Below are 19,734 nucleotides of genomic sequence, written 5' to 3' on the forward strand. Positions count from 1 at the left end.
CTGTAGGCGCCAGTAAATTCAGCCTTGCAGCAAATCCGGGCTATTGAAGTTGCTCAACCGCGCGTCACCCTCGACACAGTCCAGCCCCTGCACGCCCTCGTGCAACAGCGCCTTCTGCAAACTCCGCTCGCCCGCCGCCCAGGCCTGTTCCAGCACCGGCAACAGGCGGCGCGGCAATACGCTGAACATCGGCTGCCAAAAACCGCCCTGGCGAACCATTGCGGCGCTGTCACAGGCCACGGCCAGTGCAAGCAGGTCGTCGATCAGCGCCCGGTCGATCAGCGGTGCGTCACAGGCCAGCACCACCACCCATTCATGTTGCGCCGCCGCCAGCCCTGCGATCACCCCGGCCAGCGGACCAGGGAAATCTGGCTCCGTATCGCCAACCAACTGGTCGGCATAGGCCCGGTAAGCCTGCTGATTGCGGTTGCAGGAAATCACCACATCGTCGCTCAACGGCCTTACAACGCGGTGCACATGGGCGACCAACGGCTCGCCGCGCCAAGGCACCAGGCCTTTGTCGCGACCACCCATGCGCTGGCCACGGCCGCCGGCAAGAATCAGGATCGAACAGGGGGGCAGGGCGTCTGGCATGAAAAAGGGTTCCGGGCAGTCAATGCCGGGAACCCTCTCATTCAACGGGCGGCTTGTCCAGTCAGGTTTGGCGGGCCGAGGTCTCGCTCTGGACCGCGCGACCGCGCCCGGCCAGGCGCATCACCACCACGAAGAACACTGGCACGAACACCACCGCCAGGGTGGCACTGAGCATGCCGCCGATCACCCCGGTGCCGATGGCCTGCTGGCTGGCCGAGCTGGCGCCGGTGGCGATGGCCAGGGGTACCACGCCGAGGATGAACGCCAGCGAGGTCATGACGATCGGCCGCAAGCGCAGGCGGGCGGCCTGCACGGCGGCGTCGACGGGATCATGGCCCTGGTCGACCAGGCCCTTGGCGAACTCGATGATCAGAATGGCGTTCTTCGCCGACAGGCCGATCAAGGTGATCAGCCCGACCTTGAAGAACACGTCGTTGGGCATGCCGCGCAGGGTTACCGCCAGCACCGCGCCCAGCACGCCCAGCGGCACCACCAGTAATACCGCGGTAGGAATCGACCAGCTTTCGTACAGCGCTGCCAGGCAGAGGAACACCACCAGCAGTGACAACGCCATCAGCAAGGGGGCCTGGCTGCCGGACAGACGCTCCTGCAGCGACAGCCCGGTCCACTCAAGGCCAGTTCCTGCCGGCAGTTGGGCGACAAGACGCTCGATTTCCGCCATGGCCTCACCCGAACTGTAACCGGCCGCAGGCTCGCCGGAGATCGACACCGCCGGGTAGCCGTTGTAGCGGGTCAACTGTACAGGGCCGCTGACCCAACGGGCTTGCACGAAGGCACCCAGCGGCACCATCTTGCCGCTGCTGTTGCGCACATGGATCTTCAGCAAGTCTTCCACCTGGCTGCGCTGGTCGCCTTCGGCTTGCACCACCACCCGCTGCATGCGCCCTTGGTTGGGGAAGTCGTTGACGTAGTTGGAGCCTACGGCGGTGTCCAGCACTGCGCCAATGTCCGCAAACGACACGCCCAGGGCATTGGCCTGACGGCGGTCGATTTCCAGTTGCACTTGCGGGCTTTCGGCCAGGGAGGCTTCGCGCACGTTGGTCAGCACTTTGCTTTTTCCGGCGCCTTCCAGCAACTGGTCACGGGCCGCCATCAGTTGGCTATGGCCCATGCCGCCGCGGTCCTGCAGGCGGAACTCGAAGCCGGTGGACTCGCCCAGGCCATCGATGGGCGGCGGCAGCACCGAGAAGGCGATGGCGTCCTTGATCTGGCTGAAGGCCATGCTGGCCCGGTCGGCAATCGACTGGGCACTGTCGTCGCCACCGCGCTCGGACCAGTCCTTGAGCGTGGTGAAGGCCAGCGCTGCGTTCTGGCCGCTGCCGGAGAAACTGAACCCCAGGATCACCGTGGTGTTGCCGACACCCGGTTCCTCGGCGTTATGCGCTTCGATCTGCGCCGCCACCTGCTCGGTGCGCAGGCGGCTGGCACCCGGCGGTAACTGAATGTCGGTGATGGTGTAGCCCTGGTCTTCGGTAGGCAGGAAGGCCGTTGGCAGTTGGCTGAAGCCGTAGCCCAACACCGCCAGCAGCACGCCATAGACCAGCAGGTAACGGCCGCTGCGCTTGAGCGCCGCCACCACCCAGCGCTGGTAACCGTCGCTCGCCGCTTCAAAGCGACGGTTGAACCAGCCAAAGAACCCACTGCGCTCATGATGCTCGCCCTTGGCCACGGGCTTGAGCAGTGTGGCGCACAGGGCCGGGGTGAGGCTGAGTGCCAGGAATGCCGAGAACAGGATCGACACCGCCATCGACAGCGAGAACTGCTGGTAGATCACCCCGACCGAACCCTTCATGAAGGCCATCGGCAGGAACACCGCCACCAGCACCAGGGTGATGCCGACGATGGCGCCGCTGATCTGGCCCATGGCCTTGCGCGTGGCCGCCTTGGGCGGCAAGCCTTCTGCGGCCATGATGCGCTCGACGTTCTCCACCACCACGATGGCATCGTCCACCAGAATACCGATGGCCAGCACCATGCCGAACAGCGTCAGTACGTTGACCGAAAAGCCTAGCGCCAGCATCACGGCGAAGGTGCCCATCAATGCCACGGGCACTACCAGCGTCGGAATCAGGGTGTAGCGCAGGTTCTGCAGGAACAGGAACATCACCGCGAACACCAGCAGCATGGCTTCGAACAGGGTGTTGATGACCTGCTGGATCGACACTTTGACGAACGGCGAGGTGTCGTAGGGGATGTCGTACTTGACCCCTTCGGGGAAGTAGCGCGACAGCTCGTGCATTTTCGCCCGCACCAGGTCGGCGGTTTCCATGGCGTTTGCACCGGGGGCCAGCTGCACGCTGAAGGCCGTGGCCGGCTTGCCATTGAGTCGGGTGCCGTATTGGTATTCCTGGGCGCCGATTTCTACCCGGGCAACGTCGCCGATGGTCACGGTGGAGCCGTCGGCATTGGCGCGCAGCACGATGGCTGCGAACTCCTCGGGGGTGCTCAATTGCCCCTTGACCACCACGTTGGCGGTGATTTCCTGGGTGCCACGGGCGGGCAGGTCGCCGATGCTGCCGGGGGCGACCTGGGCGTTCTGCGCGGCGATGGCGTCGGCGACGTCGTTGGGCGTGAGGTTGAAGCCGATCAGCCGGGCCGGGTCGATCCAGATGCGCATGGCCCGTTCAGAACCATACAGCTGCGCTTTACCGACACCTTTGAGGCGACGGATTTCGTTCATCACGTTGCGCGCCAGAATGTCGGACAGCGCCGTCTCGTCGAGGCTGCCGTCTTCGGAGGTGAGCGTGGCCAGCAGCAGGAAGCCGGTGGAAACCTTTTCCACTTGCAGGCCTTGCTGGGTAACGGGCCGGGGCAGGCGCGACTCGACCACCTTGAGGCGGTTCTGCACGTCGACCTGGGCCAGGTCCGGGTGGGTGCCCGGTTCGAAGGTGGCGGTGATCGTGGCGCTGCCCAGGCTGCTTTGCGACTCGAAGTACAGCAGGTTGTCGGCGCCGTTGAGCTCCTGCTCGATCAGGCTGACCACGCTCTCGTCCATGGTCGCCGCCGAGGCGCCTGGGTAGACGGCGTAGATCTCGACCTGCGGCGGCGCCACGTTGGGGTACTGGGCCACCGGCAACTGTGGAATCGCCAGCGCCCCGGCCAGAAGGATGAACAGCGCGACCACCCAGGCGAAAATCGGGCGATCGATGAAAAATTGCGGCATGGGTCAGGCCCTCACTGGCCGGTGTGTTGGGCGACGGGCTGGGCGCCCTGGGGCGCATCGACCTGAACCTGGTCGCCGGCCTTGACGTGTTGCAGGCCTTCGACCACCACGCGCTCGCCTGGGGCCAGGCCTTCGCTGACCACCCAGCGGTCGCCCTGGGCATTGCCCAGCGTCACCTGCCGTTCGCTGACCTGGGACTGCTCATTGACCACCAGCACCTTCGGCACCCCGGCACTGTCGCGCATGATGGCGCGCTGCGGCACACTGATGCCCTTGGGTTGCAGCGCCTGCTCAAGGCGCACACGCACGTAACTGCCCGGCAGCAGGTCGAGGTCCGGGTTGGGGAATTCGCTGCGCAGGGTGATCTGGTTGGTGCTCGGGTCGACGCTGATGTCGGAGAACAGCAACTTGCCCGGCAACGGGTAGGCGCTGCCGTCGTCCTGGATTAGCGTGGCACGGGCCTGACCATCGCCAGCCTGTTGCAGCTCGCCGGCACGCAAGGCGCGGCGCAGGGCGTTGAGCTCGCGGGTCGACTGGGTGACATCGGCATGGATCGGGTTCAATTGCTGAATGGTCGCCAGCGGGGTGGTTTCATTCTGCCCGACCAGCGCGCCCTCGGTGACCAGGGCGCGGCCAATACGCCCGGAAATGGGCGCGGTAACCGTGGCGTAGCCCAGGTTCAGGCGTGCCCGCTCCAGGGCAGCCTTGGCTTCGGCGACCGCCGCGTCAGCCTGCAGGAAGGCGGCGCGGGCATTGTCGTACTCCTGACGGCTGACCGCCTTGTCGTCGACCAGCTCACGGTAGCGTTGCTCCTGCAGCCGGGCCTGGTACACCGTTGCCTCGGCCTTGGCCAGGGTGGCGCGGGCGCTGTCATGGTCGGCCTTGAAAGGGGCCGGGTCGATCAGGAACAGCACATCGCCTTGCTTGACGTCGCTGCCTTCGCGGTAAACCCGCTTGAGCACCACGCCCGCCACCCGGGCGCGGACTTCGGCGGTGCGTGGGGCAAGCAAGCGACCGCTCAATTCGGTACTGATCGCCAACGGTTGCAGTTGCACGGTTTCTACGCGCACCTGGGGCTTGGGCGATTGTTCGTCCTGCTCGGGGGTATTGTCGCAACCGGCCAGGGCCAGCGTAACCAGCGCCAGAAGCGCCAGTGGGCGCAGGCGCGAAGGGAAATAAATAGGCATACGGATCTTCCGATGATGACCGTGCGTATCCTAAGGCAGCCGTGGGCAGGGTGCCTGTTAACAGCTGTAGGGCGTGTGTGAAAAAGTGTGAAGAACGGCCCTTACTGTGCGTAGGATTCTATATCCTGCCTGTCTCTTCTTATGTATCAAATTACGTATGCCAAACCTTCTTCTGGTCGAAGACGACAGCGCGTTGTCCGAGCTGATTGCCAGCTACCTGCAACGTAACGACTTCCATGTACAGGTGATTGCCCGTGGCGACCATGTGCTGGACGCGTTCCATCGGCAAAAGCCCGACCTGGTGATTCTCGACCTGATGCTGCCGGGCCTCGATGGCCTGCAGGTGTGCCGGTTGCTACGTCAGGAGTCGCAGAGCCTGCCGATTCTGATGCTCACTGCCCGTGACGACAGCCACGATCAGGTGCTGGGGCTGGAGATGGGCGCGGACGACTACGTCACCAAACCCTGCGAACCCCGGGTGTTGCTGGCCCGCGTACGCACCCTGTTGCGCCGCAGCAGCGTCAACGAACCGCGCCTGGACCACGACCTGATTCAGGTGGGCGGTTTGCGCATCGACCTGGCCGAACGTGCGGTGACCTGGCGCGGCGAGGAAGTGGAGCTGTCCAGCGGCGAATACAACCTGCTGGTGGTGCTGGCGCGCAGTGCCGGCGAGGTGCTGAGCCGCGACCGTATTCTGCAGCAACTGCGCGGCATCGAGTTCAATGGCACCGACCGTTCGGTGGATGTGGCCATTTCCAAACTGCGCCGCAAGTTCGATGACAATGCCGGCGAAGCGCGCAAGATCAAGACCGTGTGGGGCAAGGGCTACCTGTTCAGCCGTGTCGAGTGGGAGTGCTGAGCGAACATGCTGAAGATCCTGGTACGCCTGTATCTGGTGATTATCGTCGCCTATGCCGGTGCCTTGCTGCTGATTCCCGATGCCATCGTCGGTTTGTTCCAGGAACGCTTCATGGCCTACAACCTGGAGCAGGCCAAGGGCGTACAGACCCTTATCGTCCGCCAGTTCCAGCAGGCCCCGCGCGAGCGGTGGCATGCCGTGGAACAGGAACTCGCCGAGGTGTTCGCACCGTTGCAGGTCCAGTTGCTGCCCATGAAGCAGGCTGGCCTGAGCGTTGAAGAGCAAGCGCGATTGGAGCATGGGCAATATGCCGTGCGCATCGCCGACTGGGGTTACTACGAGACTGTGCTGGCACCGCTCGACGCTGAATGGCTGGTGCGTTTGCATTCACCGCCCGACCCGTTGGATATCAATGTGCTGTCCTGGGGTGTGACCGTGTTGATCGGCGCAGCGATGCTGGGTTGCCTGCTGCTGTGGGTGTGGCCGCACTGGCGTGACCTGGAGCGGCTCAAGGAAACCGCGCGGCGCCTGGGCCAAGGGCAGATGGCCGAGCGTACGCACATCTCGCCACACTCCAACATCGGCGAGCTGGCCGGGGTGTTCGACACCATGGCCAGCGACCTGGAGCGGCATGTGAATCAGCAACGCGAGTTGCTCAACGCAGTGTCCCATGAGCTGCGCACCCCGTTGACCCGTCTGGATTTCGGTCTGGTGCTGTTGTTCGACGAAGTCCCCCCCGCCAGCCGCAAGCGTCTGCTGGAGCTGGTCGGCCATGTACGTGAGCTGGATGAACTGGTGCTGGAGCTTTTGTCCTACAGCCGCTTGTACAACGCCGACCAGGCGCGTGAGCGGGTTGAGGTGTCGTTGCTGGAGTTGGTCGACAGCGTGCTTGGCGGCTTTGCCGAAGAGCTCGATGGCCGCGGCATCCGGTGGGAAGTCAAAGCCGAGGGCGAGCTGCCGCGCTTTGTGCTCGACCCACGGCTGACCGCCCGAGCGGTGCAGAACCTGGTGCGCAATGCCATGCGCTATTGCGACGAAAGCCTGTTGCTGAGGTTACGGCTGGAAGATGACGGCGCATGCCTGTTGACGGTAGAGGACGATGGCATCGGCATTCCCGTAGAGGAGCGTGAGCGGATTTTCCAGCCGTTTTACCGGCTGGACCGCAGCCGTGACCGCAGTACCGGCGGGTTCGGCTTGGGGTTGGCGATCAGCCGACGGGCCATCGAGGGGCAGGGTGGTACGTTGACTGTGGCCCAGTCGGCGTTGGGTGGGGCGCAGTTCAGGGTTCGGTTGCCGGCGGGGTGAAGTTAAGGTTCTTCACGGAATCTTGCGCAGGGCCTGGCTTGAGTTTTGAGGTGGTGCGCAAATCGAGCGCCGCCCGCGCGGCGCATCGCGAGCAAGGCTCGCTCCTACGTTTGTTTCGGGCCAGTCATGCCTGTGAGATTTGCGCGCGAACGCTCTGGTGCACGGCACTATATCGAGCCGTACAAACAAGGCGGTCGCGCGCGTCTGCCACAGGCGTTATTGGCCGTAAACAAACGTAGGAGCGAGCCTTGCTCGCGATGCGCCGCGCGGGCGGCGCTCGATCTAATTATCGCTGCACCACTCGCGCCAAGCGCCTAGGCATCCTCCGCCATCCGACTCGTCCACGAAACAAACCGATCCTTGCCACTGTGCTTGGCCTCATACAGCGCCTGGTCGGCCTTGATCAGTGCCATGGTCAACGTATCGCCATTGTTCACGTGGGCCAGGCCGATGCTGATAGTCACCGGGTGAGAGCCTGTGTCTTCGCGCACCCTGCGCACCAACGCCTCCACCTGCTGTTCCGCCCCGTGCTGATCCAACCCTTCAAAGAAAATCGCAAACTCCTCGCCGCCCAATCGGGCGAACTCAAAGTTACCCATGGCTGCCTTGATATGCAGTGCCACGCGTTTGAGCACTTCATCGCCAATGTCATGGCCAAAACGGTCATTGACCCGTTTGAAGTTGTCGATGTCGACCATGGCCAGATACTGCCCAGGGGTCGCCAGGTTAAGTTGCTGTTCAGCCCTGGCCATGAACGAGCGGCGATTGGGGATATCAGTCAGTGCATCGACATAGGCCTGGTCCAGCAGCACCTTGGACAGGTAAAAGTTGTGCAACTTGGCCTCGCGTATCTGCAGGTAGCTGTAGATCACCAGGCCGCTGAGGAAAATGGCGTAGCTGATCAGCAGTGCGCCTTCCAGTTCCAGTGGCTCGATGCGCGTGTGGTAGAAGGGGTTGAGCATCAGCCAAGTGATCGCCATCGCGACGAAGAACGACCAGCGCCGCACCGGCAGAACCGAGACCGCGTAAAGGGCAGTGGATACACCCAGCACCAGCCACACCGGGCGCAGTTCGATGGGGATGCCCTCGATCACCAGGCGCAGGCCGAAGGTGATGACGCCAATGAAGAGCAGATTGAGCACATCGAAATGATGGCTGCGGCGGGTGAATCGCAGCACCATGGTCAGGGTGCAGAGCGCGGCGATGAACATGCCCGACAACCAGGTGAAGTTCTGGCCGCCAAGGAAGCTGACGATCAGGTCGAACACCAGCCAGATGGTGATGCTGGCGCAGAACACCAGCATGCAGAACGGGCGCATGGCTTCGAACTCATGCTGGCGAAATTCGGCGCGCAGGGCTGCGGGGGCGACTTGCTTGCGCACATGTTCTTCGATGGTTTTGAACATGGAGTATTCCTTTGAGGACTGCTGTTATCAGGCCCGGCCCTTTCGCGGGTAAACCCGCTCCCACAGGTACATCGCCGTTCCTAAGGCCAGCGATGTACCTGTGGGAGCGGGTTTACCCGCGAAGAGGCCAGCTCTGACGACTCAATGCTGCGGTAATACACCCTGTGCCCATGGCCGGTAGCGCAGCGCAAACACGGCCTCAGCGTGGCAGCCACCGGTAAGCCCAGGTTGTGCAGGCTCAGCCCGGAACGGCTGCCCCGGTGCGCTCACCTGGCGGAACGCTTCGCGCACGACGCCGACCCGGCAGGGCAGTGCCTGCTCATAACCCAGGCGTACCATCGGCGGTAGTCTTGCGGTCCCGGCACCGTCCTGCCACCACACAGTCAAGCCCAACCCGGCCAGTTGATCCAGCCACGCCGCATTGACCCGCGGCGCCAGCTTGCCGGCGCTGAAGGCGCTGATATGCAGCGGCTTGTCGAGCTTGCGGTTGAACGCCTGCAACTGGCTGAACAATGCTTCGCGCCGTGCCCCATCACGGAAATGGTGGTCGTCCAGCTCCATGGGCAGGTACCAGCCCGCCACGGGTACGTCCCAGCCTTTGCGAAGGACGTTGTACTGGCTCAGCGAGCGCCCGAGCTGGGCCTTCCAGTAACTGCTCAAGCCTTCGCCATCGAGCTCGTCCAGGCGCTGGTAATAGGCGGGGTCCATATAAAGGCCAAGCACCAGTTCCAGGCCCTGGGCGTGGGCTTCGCGCAGGCTGCCCGCCAACCAGCCTTGGGCGCCGCCGAAGTCGCTGGTGCCGTAGGCGCTCCACTGCACGATCAGCGTCCTGACGCCCTGGGCGACGGTGGCGCGCCACAGCTGCTGCCATTGGGCAGGGGTGACAGTGGCATCACGGTTCAGTGGCTGATAGAACAGACGCTGGTCGGCCGCGGCCGGCAGGCACAGGGCAAGCAGGCAGATTGCCAGGAATCTTCGCATCAGAATGTCATCTCCGCGCCTAGCAGCACGCCGTTGGCGCGCTCGTACAGATTGCCGCCCAGCGACTGCTGGTACTCGGCGCGCACCTTCAACGTGCCGCGATAAGCGTTGTAGCGGTCGTCGTCGAACCACCACTGCCAACGCACACCCACCCCGGTGCGCAAGTCCTGACGCCAGTCGTTGCTGGGGTCCTGGCTGGAAAACTCAAGGAAGCCGTAGGGCATGATCGTCTGCGGTGAGGTGCCGGGCAGTTTCCAGGCGTGGCCCTGTTGGTAGCGCGACAACCAGGCATGGTCGCCGGCACGGGTCCACCAGGCGGCGTCCAGGTACAGGAACCGCTCGTTCCAGTCATCCTCGTCCACCCGCCAGTCGTTGCGCCAATCGCCTTGGTCGAGGAACGATGCGGTGGCCCGCAGCAACAGGTCGTTGCTGGATTCGGCATGGCTGCGCAGGTCACCCCAGTTGCTGCCGACCTTGCTTGGGCTAAGCAGCTCGCCCAGGCGCAGGCCGCTGTAGTGGTCGTCGTCGATCTGGCGCTGGTGGTACAGCTCGGCGTACAGGTTGAGGTTGGCCTGGCCGAGTGGCTTGTAGCGCAGGCCGACGCCAGTGCCCATGCTTTGTGCGTACTCGTTGCGGCTTTGCCCGCCAAACAGCACGCGGCCATACACCGACAAGGTGCTGCCGTTGCGGCTGGGCTCTTCACCCAGGGCGTGGTCCCACATGGCCAGTTGCACGTTCTGCGACTGGGCCTTGCGCGAGGTGCCACTGCGCACGCCGTTGTCCAGGAAGCGGTCGTTGGTCGAGGTGCCGGCAGGCGACCAGGTACTGGCCAGGGTGATGGTGTCACGGCGTGACAGGGTTTCGTGGGCGCGGCGCTGGCGGTACATGCGCGCCTCCAGGCTGCCGTACTCGTCGTCGCCGTCGACCAGGTTCTGCTCCACGTCGATGACCCGGCGCAGTTCGCGGCGGGCCGAGGCGCTGTCTTCCACTTCGTCATAGCGCAGCGCCAGGGTTTCGCCGAGGCGGTAGTCTTCGGGGAAGTCACCGGTGGCGCGTTCCAGGTAGGGAATCGACTGACGCCGCTGGGCCTTGTCGCTGGCGCTGGCCAGGCGCATGCCATAGTCAGCCCGGTAGCGAGGCTGGGCTGGGTCAAGGCGCACGGCCTCGGCCAGCCATGCGGTGCTTTGCGCAGTGTCACCGGCCAGCTGGGCGGTATTGGAGGCGGCGTAGTAGTGGTCGGCCCGTGGATTGCTGGCCAGCGCCTTGCGCTGAAACTCGAGGGCGGTTTGTAGGTCGCCCTGACGTTGAGCGATCGCAGCGCCCAAGGCCCAGTCATCGGCACTGGTGTGTGCAGCGGCGTCCCAATAGCCTCGGGCGGCCTGGGCATCACCGGCATTGAGTGCGCCTTGGGCAGCGGTGAGGCGGGCGTTGTCGGTCCAGGCGCTGTCGGGCAGGCTGCGCCAGATCGGCAGCGCGGTCTGGGAGTCGCCGGCGGCTTCCAGGGCATAGGCCAAGGGCAGGCGGCTGGCGTTGGGCTCCAGGCGCTCGGCGGCCTGGTAATAGACCACGGCTTCGCCCGGCTGGTCGGGCATCGCGCAGCGGCCCAGTGCACGATACTGCCCGGCTTCGCTCGGGTTGGCCGGGATAGCTTGGCGCACGGCATCACATTGGCCAGCCTCGGCCAAGCGGCCCAACAGCTGCGCGCGGGTGTTGCTGTCGACCCTGGGGATCAAGGCCAGCATGCGCCGGGTGTCCAGCGGGCTGTCGGTGCGGGCGTAGAGGTTGCCCAGGCGTTGCAGCAAGGCGGGTGTCAGGCGCCCTTGACGGCGGTCGAATGCCTGCTCGATCAGCTGCCGTGCATGCGGGTCTTGCCCTTGCTGCATCAGCAGGTAGGTGGCTTGATCGAGGGCAACCAGATCGCCGCTCTGCTGGTAGCGCCGCTCCCATTCGCCAGCGGTGTGGGGCTGTGGGGGTTGAGACGGGTCGCCATACAGGCGTTGTTTGAGAATCGCATAGGCACGGGTGTCGGCACTGGGGGCGCAGTCCTTGAATTGTTCCCGGGCTACATCCGGGTCGTGGCGCGACAACCAGTCGACCGTATCCAGGCAGGGGCGTTGCAATTCGTTGCTCAGCCGCCGGACCAGCGCGGCATCGTTCCCCCCGCGAGCCAGTTCCCACAATTGCTGACGCTGTTCAGGTTGTTGCAGTTGTTCGGTGGGCAGCGTCTGCAGCCAGCGTTGGGCCTGTTCATTGTGGCCGACGGCAATGGCGCGGTTGGCCATGGCCAGGCGGGCCTGATTGGCGGCTTGTGGCGACGGGGCGCTATTGAGCAACCGGGTCAGGCCCTTTTCATCAAGTTGCTGGACGTAGGCATTGGCCAATCGTTGCCAGTCCTTGGCGGGCAGTTTGCCTTGCTCGGCCAGTGGCTCAAGTTGCTCGATGGTTTCTTTCCAGTTGCGCAATTGCTCGGCGAAGTTGGCCCGCACCAGGCGCATGACTTGGCCATCGTCACGTGGGGGCAGTTGGTTCAGCCAATCCAGCGCCCTGGCCGCACCACCGAACTTGGCCAGGCTCAAGCTGTAGGCCTGCCACAAACGCACGCGTTGGTTGCCGTCAGTGGTGGCCAACCAACTTTCGACCTGGCTGGCCGATGGCGGGTCCTGCTCGATCCAGGTGAGGCGCAGTTGCAGCAGAGCATCGGCGTGTTCCGGGGTGTCACCCAGCGTTTCGGCCAGGGCTTCGGCTTCTTTGTAGCGGCGTTGATGGGCCAAGGCTTCGACCAGCAGGGCGCGGGCTTCATCGTTGTTGGGCACACGCTTGAGCACATGGCGGGTCAGGCGCTCGACTTCAGCCCAATTGTCCTTCTTCGCTTCACGGTAGCTGCGCTCCATGAACGGGTAGCTGGTAAAGCGCTGGAACTCGGTCATGGGCGCGGCCAGGGCGGGCAGGGCGGTGGTGCACAGCAACAGGCTGGTGAAGGTGAGGGTAACGCGCGGCTTCATGCCACCTCCCGCGTCAGGTCGTAGGCGGCCTGCTGTTCGCTGGCCTGTTCGGCGAGGGCCTGCTGCAGCACCTCTTCAGTGATGATGCCGCGGGCGACCAAGTGCTCGCCGAGGCTTTGCAGTTCCGGGTCGAAGTCGATCAACGCCTGGTTGAACAGCGTCACCGGGACCATGCCGCGTACTTGCAGCAAGGTGCCCAGCATCACCTGGTGCTGGCTGACCCGCTCCAGCAGGTCGGCATCGTCCTGGTGGCGCTCCAGCACTTGCAGCATTTCGTGGGTCTGCGGCTTTTGCCAGGGGCTGGGGTAGTGGTAGTGCAGTCCGAGGGTGACCCGGCCTTGCGGAGCCAGGCGGCACTTCACCGGGCGCTTGAGCTGGCGACTGATGACGCCAAGCGAGACTTGGCTCACCGGGCTTTCGCTGGCCAGAACCAGCGTGTCGCCTTCCTCCGCCACCGGCAGCACACCATAGTGGGTAGCCAGCTTGCGCGGCAGCTTGGCGATCAGTTGTGAGTCGAGCTTGAACGGGTTGAGCGGCGCCCAGGGCAGGTCCAGTTGCTCGGCCAGGGCCTCGACCAGTTGTTCGCTGTCGATCCAGCCGCGCAGCAGCAGTTCGCGGCCCAGACGACGGCGCACCGGGCTGGTGATGGCCTGTTGCAGTTGTTCGTCGCTGATCAGCCCCTTGGCGACCAGGCGCTGGCCCAATGGGGTGCGTGCGGGCGAGGTCAGGGCCGGAAACTCATGGGTGGTCTTGTCCCAGGCGACCCGGCGCGAGTCACCCATCTCCATGACCTGGCGCAAGGCGCGCAGGTTGGCGAAGAAGTTGACGAAGTTGCTCCACATCATCCGTGGCGCTGACAGCAGCCCCTCACCGATGCCGTAGTAGCGGGTGACGAACCAGCCGCGTTGGAACAGGCGGTTGAGCAACATGAAACCGTTGAGCCAGAGCAGCGTCGACAGCAACCAGCTGTCACCGAGAATCGACATGAATCGCCAGGAGTCCGGGGCGATCACTGTCACCAGCCACATCGCCAGCAACACCAGGAACAGCAGGTTGACCAGGAAGCTGAGCAAATAGGCGAACAGCCCGCGGCGGTCGCGCCAGAGGAAGTAGTTGAGCGCGCCCGTGCGGCTCCAGCCCAGGTTGCTGGTGCCTTGGAACACGATGCCGACGATCCAGCGTGACTTCTGGCGAATGGCATGCTGCCAGTCGCGGGGGAAGTGCTCGCGCACGCAGATGACCTGGGAGAACTCGCGGCTCATGCCCAGGCGCCAGTCATGCTTCAGCGCAAGCGCCGGGTCGGTGATCGAGTAGCGGGCAAAGATGCACTTCATGCCTTTTTGCTTCAGGCGAAAACCGATGTCGTAGTCTTCGGTAAGGCTTTGCACATCGAAGGCGATGCCGTCGCCGTCTTCAAGCAGGGCGCTGATGGCGCGGCGGCTGAAGCAGGTGCCGACCCCGGCACTGGGCACCTGGCCGGTCAGCGCCTCGCGTACGATCACGTCCTTGCCATGGTTTTCGGCGAACTCGTCCACGTAGTGCCCGGCGGTAAAGCCCTTCCATTCCGGCGCGTAGGGGTACACCGGGATCTGGATCATGTCCTTGTTCGGCAGCAGGTAGTTGAACAGGCGCAGTTCCATGGGCGAGATCACGTCTTCGGCGTCATGCAGGATGAAACCGGCGAACTCGATGCGGGCGTCGTCCTGAAAACGCAGGATGGCGTCGATGATGTTGTTCAGGCAGTCGGCCTTGCTGGTGGGACCAGGGCGCGCGCAAACCACCTTGTGCACATTGGGGTAGTGCAGGCACACGGCATCGACATCGGCTTGGGTCTGCGGGTCGTTGGGGTAGGTGCCGACGAAGATCTGGTAGTTTTCGTAGTCGATGGTCGAAGCGGCCAGGCGGGCCATTTCCCCCACCACACCCACTTCGTTCCAGGCCGGGACCATGATCGCCAGGGGTTTTTCCGGCACTTCGTACAGGCGTTTTTCGTCGGCCCTTTCGTACTTGTCGTAGATCCGGAAGCGACGGATCAGCTTGCGGCTCCAGTAACAAATGTCGATGAACAAATCGTCCAGGCCCAGCAGGAACATCAGCGTCGCCAGGATGATGGCGAGAATTTTCAGGCCGAACAGCACATAAGTAAGGAAGTCGATGAAAGCCAGGCTCATGCGTCATCTCGTTTTGCTGCGGTGGTGGCCAGCCAGTCGCTCAGGCGGTCGGCGATCTTTTCGCTGGCATGGCCGTCGCCGAAGGGGGTGAAGACCCTGGCCATCTTCTTGTAAGCCTCGGGGTCGTCGAGCAGTTGGCTGGTTTCTTTGACGATGCGTTCGGTCAGGGTGCCGACCAGCTTGACCGTGCCGCCTTCGAGCACCGAGGGGCGCTCGGTGACCTTGCGCAGTACCAGTACCGGTTTGCCCAGGGCAGGGGCTTCTTCCTGCACGCCGCCGGAGTCGGTGAGGATCACGTAGGCGCGGTTCATCAGCCAGACGAAGTGCTGGTAGTCCTGAGGGGCGACCAGGTGAATGTTGTCACGGCCCGAGAGCACGCCATAGACGGCTTTCTGCACCTGTGGGTTGAGGTGCACCGGGTAGACGAACTGCACGTCCGGGTAGCGCAGTGCCAGTTCGGCAAGGGCCAGGCAGATGCGCTCGAAGCCTGCGCCGAAATTCTCGCGGCGGTGGCCGGTAACCAGGATCATGCGCTGGTCATCGCGCAGTTTGCCCAGGGGTGAGTCGGCGGCGGGGTGCCAGTGGGTCTGCTCAAGGTGTTCGCGCATCCACAGCAGCGCGTCGATGACCGTGTTGCCGGTGACTTCTATATGCTCAAGCGGCACGCCTTCGCGTAGCAGGTTGTCGCGGGACTTGGTGGTGGGTGCGAAATGCAGGTCGGCGATCACCCCGGTCAGGCGCCGGTTGGCTTCCTCGGGCCAGGGTTGCTGCAGGTTGCCGGTGCGCAGCCCGGCCTCGACATGGCCGATGGGAATGTGCCGGTGGAACGCCGCCAGGGCGGCGATGAAGCTGGTGGTGGTGTCGCCGTGGACCAGCACGATATCGGGTTTGACCTGCTCGTAGGCCTTGTCGATCTTGTCCAGCAGGTCGCGAGCCAGGCCGTTGAGGGTCTGGTTCTGGGTCATGACCTTGAGGTCCTGATCGACGGTCAGGCCGAAGGCGGTCAGTACCTGTTCGAGCATTTCCCGGTGCTGGCCGGTGGAGCAGATGTGCAGGTCGAGCTCTGGGCACTCGCGCAGTTCGCGGGCCAGTGGCGCCATCTTGATCGCTTCAGGGCGGGTACCGAATACCATCATGACGGTTTTGGGCATCGTCGCGCTCCTCGTCCGATTCCGTGTCCGAAGTTGTACGATTGCGTCTCGCTTGTAGGAGTTAGATACAAGCAGGGGAACCAGAGGTTGTCCAATTCGGCCCATGGCGTGACTGTGCACGTTGAACATGCCCGCCAACCGGCGTACCGTTCGCTTTCGCTTTACTCAGGAGCCCCCCCATGCAAGGCAAGGCCCGCAAGGTCGTCCAGGCCATCCTTTACGAAATCATCGCTGTGGCCTGCGTGGCACCAGCGTTGTCGCTGATGTTCGATGCGGGCATGGCCCATTCCACGGTGCTGTCGGTGCTGATGTCGGGCATTGCCATGAGCTGGAACATGGGCTTCAACTGGGCCTTCGAGCGCTGGGAGTCGCGTCAGCACCAACGCACTCGCACCTTGTGGCGACGCTTTCTGCACGCGCTGGGCTTCGAGGGTGGGCTGGTGTTGATCTTGCTGCCGCTGGTGGCGTACTGGATGGATGTCAGCCTGTGGGCGGCGTTGCTCACCAACCTGGCGTTGTTCGTGTTCTTCTTCGTGTACGCGTTCGTGTTCCAGTGGGGGTTCGACAAGGCGTTCGATGTACCGATCTCGGCACAGCAAGCAAAGTGTTGACTTCCTGCATGGCGGCGGGATAAGTTCGCTGCCTATGAACACATTCCTGCACGCCGACGCCATTATTATTACCGCCATTATCAGCTTGGCGGGCTAACGCGTACGTGCACCTAACCCGCCCTGGAGGCGGGTTTTTTCTCTCTGACTCCTGGGCAACGTGAAAACAACCAGGAGTCATCGATGACCAACCTCAGCGTCAGCCCCCGTACCGCCGTCACCCCCCAGCAACTGCTGTCGGAACAAGTTCGGCGCATTCTCGCCGCCCCGGTGTACGACCTGGCCATCGAGACGCCCCTGCAACCAGCCCCGGCACTGTCCGCGAGCCTGGGCAACCAGGTGTTGCTCAAGCGCGAAGACCTGCAACCGACGTTCTCGTTCAAGATCCGTGGCGCCTACACCCGGCTGTCACGTCTGACCACTGCCCAGCGCGAGCGTGGGGTGATCACCGCTTCGGCCGGCAACCATGCCCAGGGCGTGGCCTTGGCTGCGTCGCACCTTGGGATGAAGGCGACCATCGTCATGCCGACCACCACGCCGTCGCTGAAGGTCGAGGGCGTGCGTTCGCGGGGCGGCCACGTGGTGCTGCACGGTGAGAGCTTCCCCCATGCCCTGGCCCATGCCTTGAAACTGGCGGACGATGAGGGCGCGACCTTCGTGCCGCCGTTCGACGACCCGGATGTGATCGCAGGCCAAGGCACCGTCGCGATGGAAATCCTGCGTCAGCACCCGGGGGCGCTGCACGCCATCTTCGTGCCGGTTGGCGGTGGTGGCCTGGTGGCGGGTATCGCCGCCTATGTGAAGTACCTGCGCCCTGAGGTCAAGGTGATCGGCGTCGAGCCTGAGGACTCCAACTGCCTGCAGGCCGCCATGGCAGCCGGTGAGCGCGTGATCCTGCCTCAGGTCGGCACCTTTGCCGATGGTGTTGCGGTGGCGCAGATCGGTGCCCATTGCTTCGAGCTGTGCCGGCACTTCGTCGATGAAGTGGTCACTGTCAGCAGCGACGAACTGTGCGCGGCAATCAAGGACATCTACGACGACACCCGCTCGATCACCGAGCCTTCCGGTGCCTTGGCGGTGGCGGGCATCAAGAAATACGTGGCGCGTGAAGGCGTGCAGGGCCAGGCTTTGGTTGCGATCGACTCGGGCGCCAACGTCAACTTCGACCGCCTGCGCCATGTCGCCGAACGCGCTGAGCTGGGCGAGCAGCGCGAAGCGATCATCGCCGTGACCATCCCCGAGCAGCCGGGCAGCTTCCGCGCGTTCTGCCAGGCGCTGGGCAAGCGCCAGATCACCGAATTCAACTACCGCTACTACCCGGGTAAGGAAGCGCGCCTGTTCGTCGGCGTACAGACGCACCCGCTGCACGACCCACGTGAGCAACTGTTGAGCAATTTGCGTGAACAGGGCTACAACGTGCTCGACCTGACCGATAACGAGCTGGCCAAGTTGCACGTTCGCCACACCGTCGGCGGGCATGCCGCGCCGGGTGCCAACGAGCGGGTGCTGCGCTTCGAATTCCCTGAAAGGCCGGGGGCGCTGTTGGGCTTCCTGGAGCGACTGGGCAAGCGCTGGAACATCAGCCTGTTCCATTACCGCAACCATGGTGCGGCCGAGGCCCGGGTGTTCGCTGCGCTGGAAGTGCCGGACGATGAGCTGGCGAGCTTGCCGCAGGCGCTGGAGGAGATGGGGTATCGGTATTGGGATGAGACTGATAACCCGGCTTATCGGTTGTTTCTCGGGTGATTCAGGGCATGTAGGGGCAGCGAAGTGCCTGCCTGGTGTTAAGAGGTGATGCGTATATCGAGCGCCGCCCGCGCGGCGCATCGCGAGCAAGGCTCGCTCCTACGTTTGTTTACGGCCAATAACGCCTGTGACAGGCGCGCGCGGCCGCCTTGTTTGCACGGCTCGATATCGCGTCGTGCGCCAAAGCGTTCGCGCGCAAATCTCACAGGAAAAAACTGGCCCGAAACAAACGTAGGAGCGAGCCTTGCTCGCGATGCGCCGCGCGGGCGGCGCTCGATCTCACGGGCGCAGCACCTCTCCCGCCAAGCATCCAGCACCCCCAAAAAGGACTTTAACGCTCCCGCATGAAAAACCCCGCCACATACTTGCGGAAGGTCTCCAGGCTCTTGAAGTCGGCATAGCGCTTGAAATGCTCGGTCTCAGGTTCCGGCCCCAGCGGCTGCTCCAGCAGCGACACCGACAACACCCGATCCTGGTCAGAAGTGAGCACCAACTCATCCATCACCTGGCCACCAATCACCGGCCGGCGCATCTGTACCTTCACGCCCTTGCTCGCCATCCAGTCGATCAGCGACACCAGCGCCTTGAGTGGCTCGCGTTCTTCGTCGCGATACACCGGGAACATATGGGCCCGTGACAGCACCGGCACACTCGCCACGTGAATCAATTCATAAAAATGGCTGCCGGCCGTGGTCGGCGAATAGAGCGCCAATGCCAGCAGTGGCCCGCTGGTGCGGCTGCCGCCCCAATACAAATGGTGACCCTGGAAATCAAAGCCATCCTCGCTGCGGTTGTTGAACAGCTTGCGGCCCTTGATCTGGTCGACACAGTCCAGCATCAGGCCATGGCGACGGTGGTTGCCGAACACCGAGGCTTCGCGCAGCCGGGCCTTGAGCATCATCATGTGCTTCATGTCCAGGCGGGTTTCCAAGTAGTTGCTGGCCGGAACCCGCTCCAGCAACGGATAGCGGCTGGCAACGCCGCGCAGTTCGGCGAACTGGCCGGTGAGGTCTTTCTTCAGGTGCGTGGCATACAGATTGAGGCCGCTGGTCTCTATCCAGGTCAGCAAAAGTGACAGCAAGCGCTGTTGCTCGCGTCGCTCGTTCGCCTCACTGGTTTCGCCGGCCTTGCGGTAGTCGCCGATCAGGCGCAGCGGTGTATCCGGTGCAAGCCAGGCTGCCGGTGGGCTAGGGGCCTGGTCTTGCGCGGCGTCTTCGCGTTCGTCCTTGGTGAACGGGCAACCTGCTGCGTGCTCTGCGGTGCCGGGGTTGTTCTTCAGAAACAGCGTGCCGGTGTTGCCGTTGAGGGTGACGTTGAGTACCGGCAAGGCATCCTTGCGACAGTCGCAGGCCAGCCACTGGTTGGCACTGCGCACTTTCATCAGAAACTGATTGGCCTGCAGCAGGCGGGGGCCGGCGAGGGTGCCGGTGGCGAAGCCGACCAGCAATTCCTCTTCGGCGGGCGTAAGGCTGCGCACCTGCGCGGCGGACTTGTCGATGATTCGCATTGAGCAGCTCCAAGCTACGAGCCTCAAGCTTCA

The 19,734-nt window shown here is 63.8% G+C and carries 13 protein-coding genes; 4 read left to right on the forward strand and 9 right to left on the reverse strand.

The features are described from left to right. Positions 1-18: 18 nt before the first annotated feature. From mobA to PspTeo4_RS06925, 3 genes are all read right to left on the reverse strand, one after another. Complete coding sequence (gene mobA, locus PspTeo4_RS06915) at positions 19-594, reverse strand: molybdenum cofactor guanylyltransferase MobA (protein WP_322362961.1); 576 nt, start codon at positions 592-594, stop codon at positions 19-21. A gap of 61 nt (positions 595-655) precedes the next feature. After that, positions 656-3,778 carry an efflux RND transporter permease subunit gene (locus PspTeo4_RS06920; RefSeq protein ID WP_322362962.1) on the reverse strand — a complete coding sequence of 1,041 codons (3,123 nt, stop codon included), beginning with the start codon at positions 3,776-3,778 and terminating at the stop codon, positions 656-658. An 11-nt stretch (positions 3,779-3,789) separates the two neighbouring features. Beyond that, on the reverse strand, positions 3,790-4,965 hold the full coding sequence (locus tag PspTeo4_RS06925; protein WP_322362963.1) for an efflux RND transporter periplasmic adaptor subunit: 1,176 nt from the start codon (positions 4,963-4,965) through the stop codon (positions 3,790-3,792). Positions 4,966-5,122: 157 nt separating this feature from the next. Here PspTeo4_RS06925 and PspTeo4_RS06930 point away from each other — a divergent pair, with 157 nt between their 5' ends. Both PspTeo4_RS06930 and PspTeo4_RS06935 read left to right on the forward strand, forming a co-directional pair. Further along, positions 5,123-5,824 carry a response regulator transcription factor gene (locus PspTeo4_RS06930; protein WP_322362964.1) on the forward strand — a complete coding sequence of 234 codons (702 nt, stop codon included), beginning with the start codon at positions 5,123-5,125 and terminating at the stop codon, positions 5,822-5,824. A gap of 6 nt (positions 5,825-5,830) precedes the next feature. Further along, positions 5,831-7,129 carry an ATP-binding protein gene (locus PspTeo4_RS06935; RefSeq protein WP_322362965.1) on the forward strand — a complete coding sequence of 433 codons (1,299 nt, stop codon included), beginning with the start codon at positions 5,831-5,833 and terminating at the stop codon, positions 7,127-7,129. Between the two features lie 314 nt (positions 7,130-7,443). On the opposite strand, the gene PspTeo4_RS06940 is transcribed toward PspTeo4_RS06935, so the two are convergent. The 5 genes from PspTeo4_RS06940 to wecB all read right to left on the reverse strand — a co-directional run bounded on the left by PspTeo4_RS06940 (position 7,444) and on the right by wecB (position 15,840). Next, positions 7,444-8,535 (reverse strand): GGDEF domain-containing protein, encoded by a 1,092-nt coding sequence (locus PspTeo4_RS06940; RefSeq protein ID WP_322362966.1) that lies wholly within the window; start codon positions 8,533-8,535, stop codon positions 7,444-7,446. Positions 8,536-8,676: 141 nt separating this feature from the next. Beyond that, complete coding sequence (locus PspTeo4_RS06945) at positions 8,677-9,516, reverse strand: DUF4434 family protein (RefSeq protein WP_322362967.1); 840 nt, start codon at positions 9,514-9,516, stop codon at positions 8,677-8,679. After that, positions 9,516-12,518: a phage receptor gene (locus PspTeo4_RS06950; RefSeq protein WP_322362968.1), complete on the reverse strand. Its 3,003-nt coding sequence runs from the start codon at positions 12,516-12,518 to the stop codon at positions 9,516-9,518. The genes PspTeo4_RS06945 and PspTeo4_RS06950 overlap by 1 nt, the downstream gene beginning before the upstream one ends. Then, positions 12,515-14,689 carry a cyclic di-3',5'-guanylate-activated glycosyltransferase NrfB gene (gene nrfB / locus PspTeo4_RS06955; protein WP_322362969.1) on the reverse strand — a complete coding sequence of 725 codons (2,175 nt, stop codon included), beginning with the start codon at positions 14,687-14,689 and terminating at the stop codon, positions 12,515-12,517. Before nrfB ends, PspTeo4_RS06950 begins: the two co-directional genes overlap by 4 nt. Then, complete coding sequence (wecB, locus tag PspTeo4_RS06960; RefSeq protein WP_322362970.1) at positions 14,686-15,840, reverse strand: non-hydrolyzing UDP-N-acetylglucosamine 2-epimerase; 1,155 nt, start codon at positions 15,838-15,840, stop codon at positions 14,686-14,688. The genes nrfB and wecB overlap by 4 nt, the downstream gene beginning before the upstream one ends. Positions 15,841-16,019: 179 nt before the next feature. Here wecB and PspTeo4_RS06965 point away from each other — a divergent pair, with 179 nt between their 5' ends. Next, positions 16,020-16,451: a PACE efflux transporter gene (locus PspTeo4_RS06965; protein ID WP_322362971.1), complete on the forward strand. Its 432-nt coding sequence runs from the start codon at positions 16,020-16,022 to the stop codon at positions 16,449-16,451. 180 nt (positions 16,452-16,631) lie between these two features. Continuing rightward, on the forward strand, positions 16,632-18,194 hold the full coding sequence (gene ilvA, locus PspTeo4_RS06970; RefSeq protein WP_322362972.1) for a threonine ammonia-lyase, biosynthetic: 1,563 nt from the start codon (positions 16,632-16,634) through the stop codon (positions 18,192-18,194). Between the two features lie 331 nt (positions 18,195-18,525). On the opposite strand, the gene PspTeo4_RS06975 is transcribed toward ilvA, so the two are convergent. Further along, a complete protein-coding gene (locus PspTeo4_RS06975; RefSeq protein WP_322362973.1) occupies positions 18,526-19,701 on the reverse strand; it encodes a hypothetical protein in 1,176 nt (391 codons plus the stop codon). Between the last annotated feature and the right edge of the window lie 33 nt (positions 19,702-19,734).

This window comes from Pseudomonas sp. Teo4 (assembly GCF_034387475.1).
In the GTDB taxonomy this organism is placed as follows: domain Bacteria; phylum Pseudomonadota; class Gammaproteobacteria; order Pseudomonadales; family Pseudomonadaceae; genus Aquipseudomonas.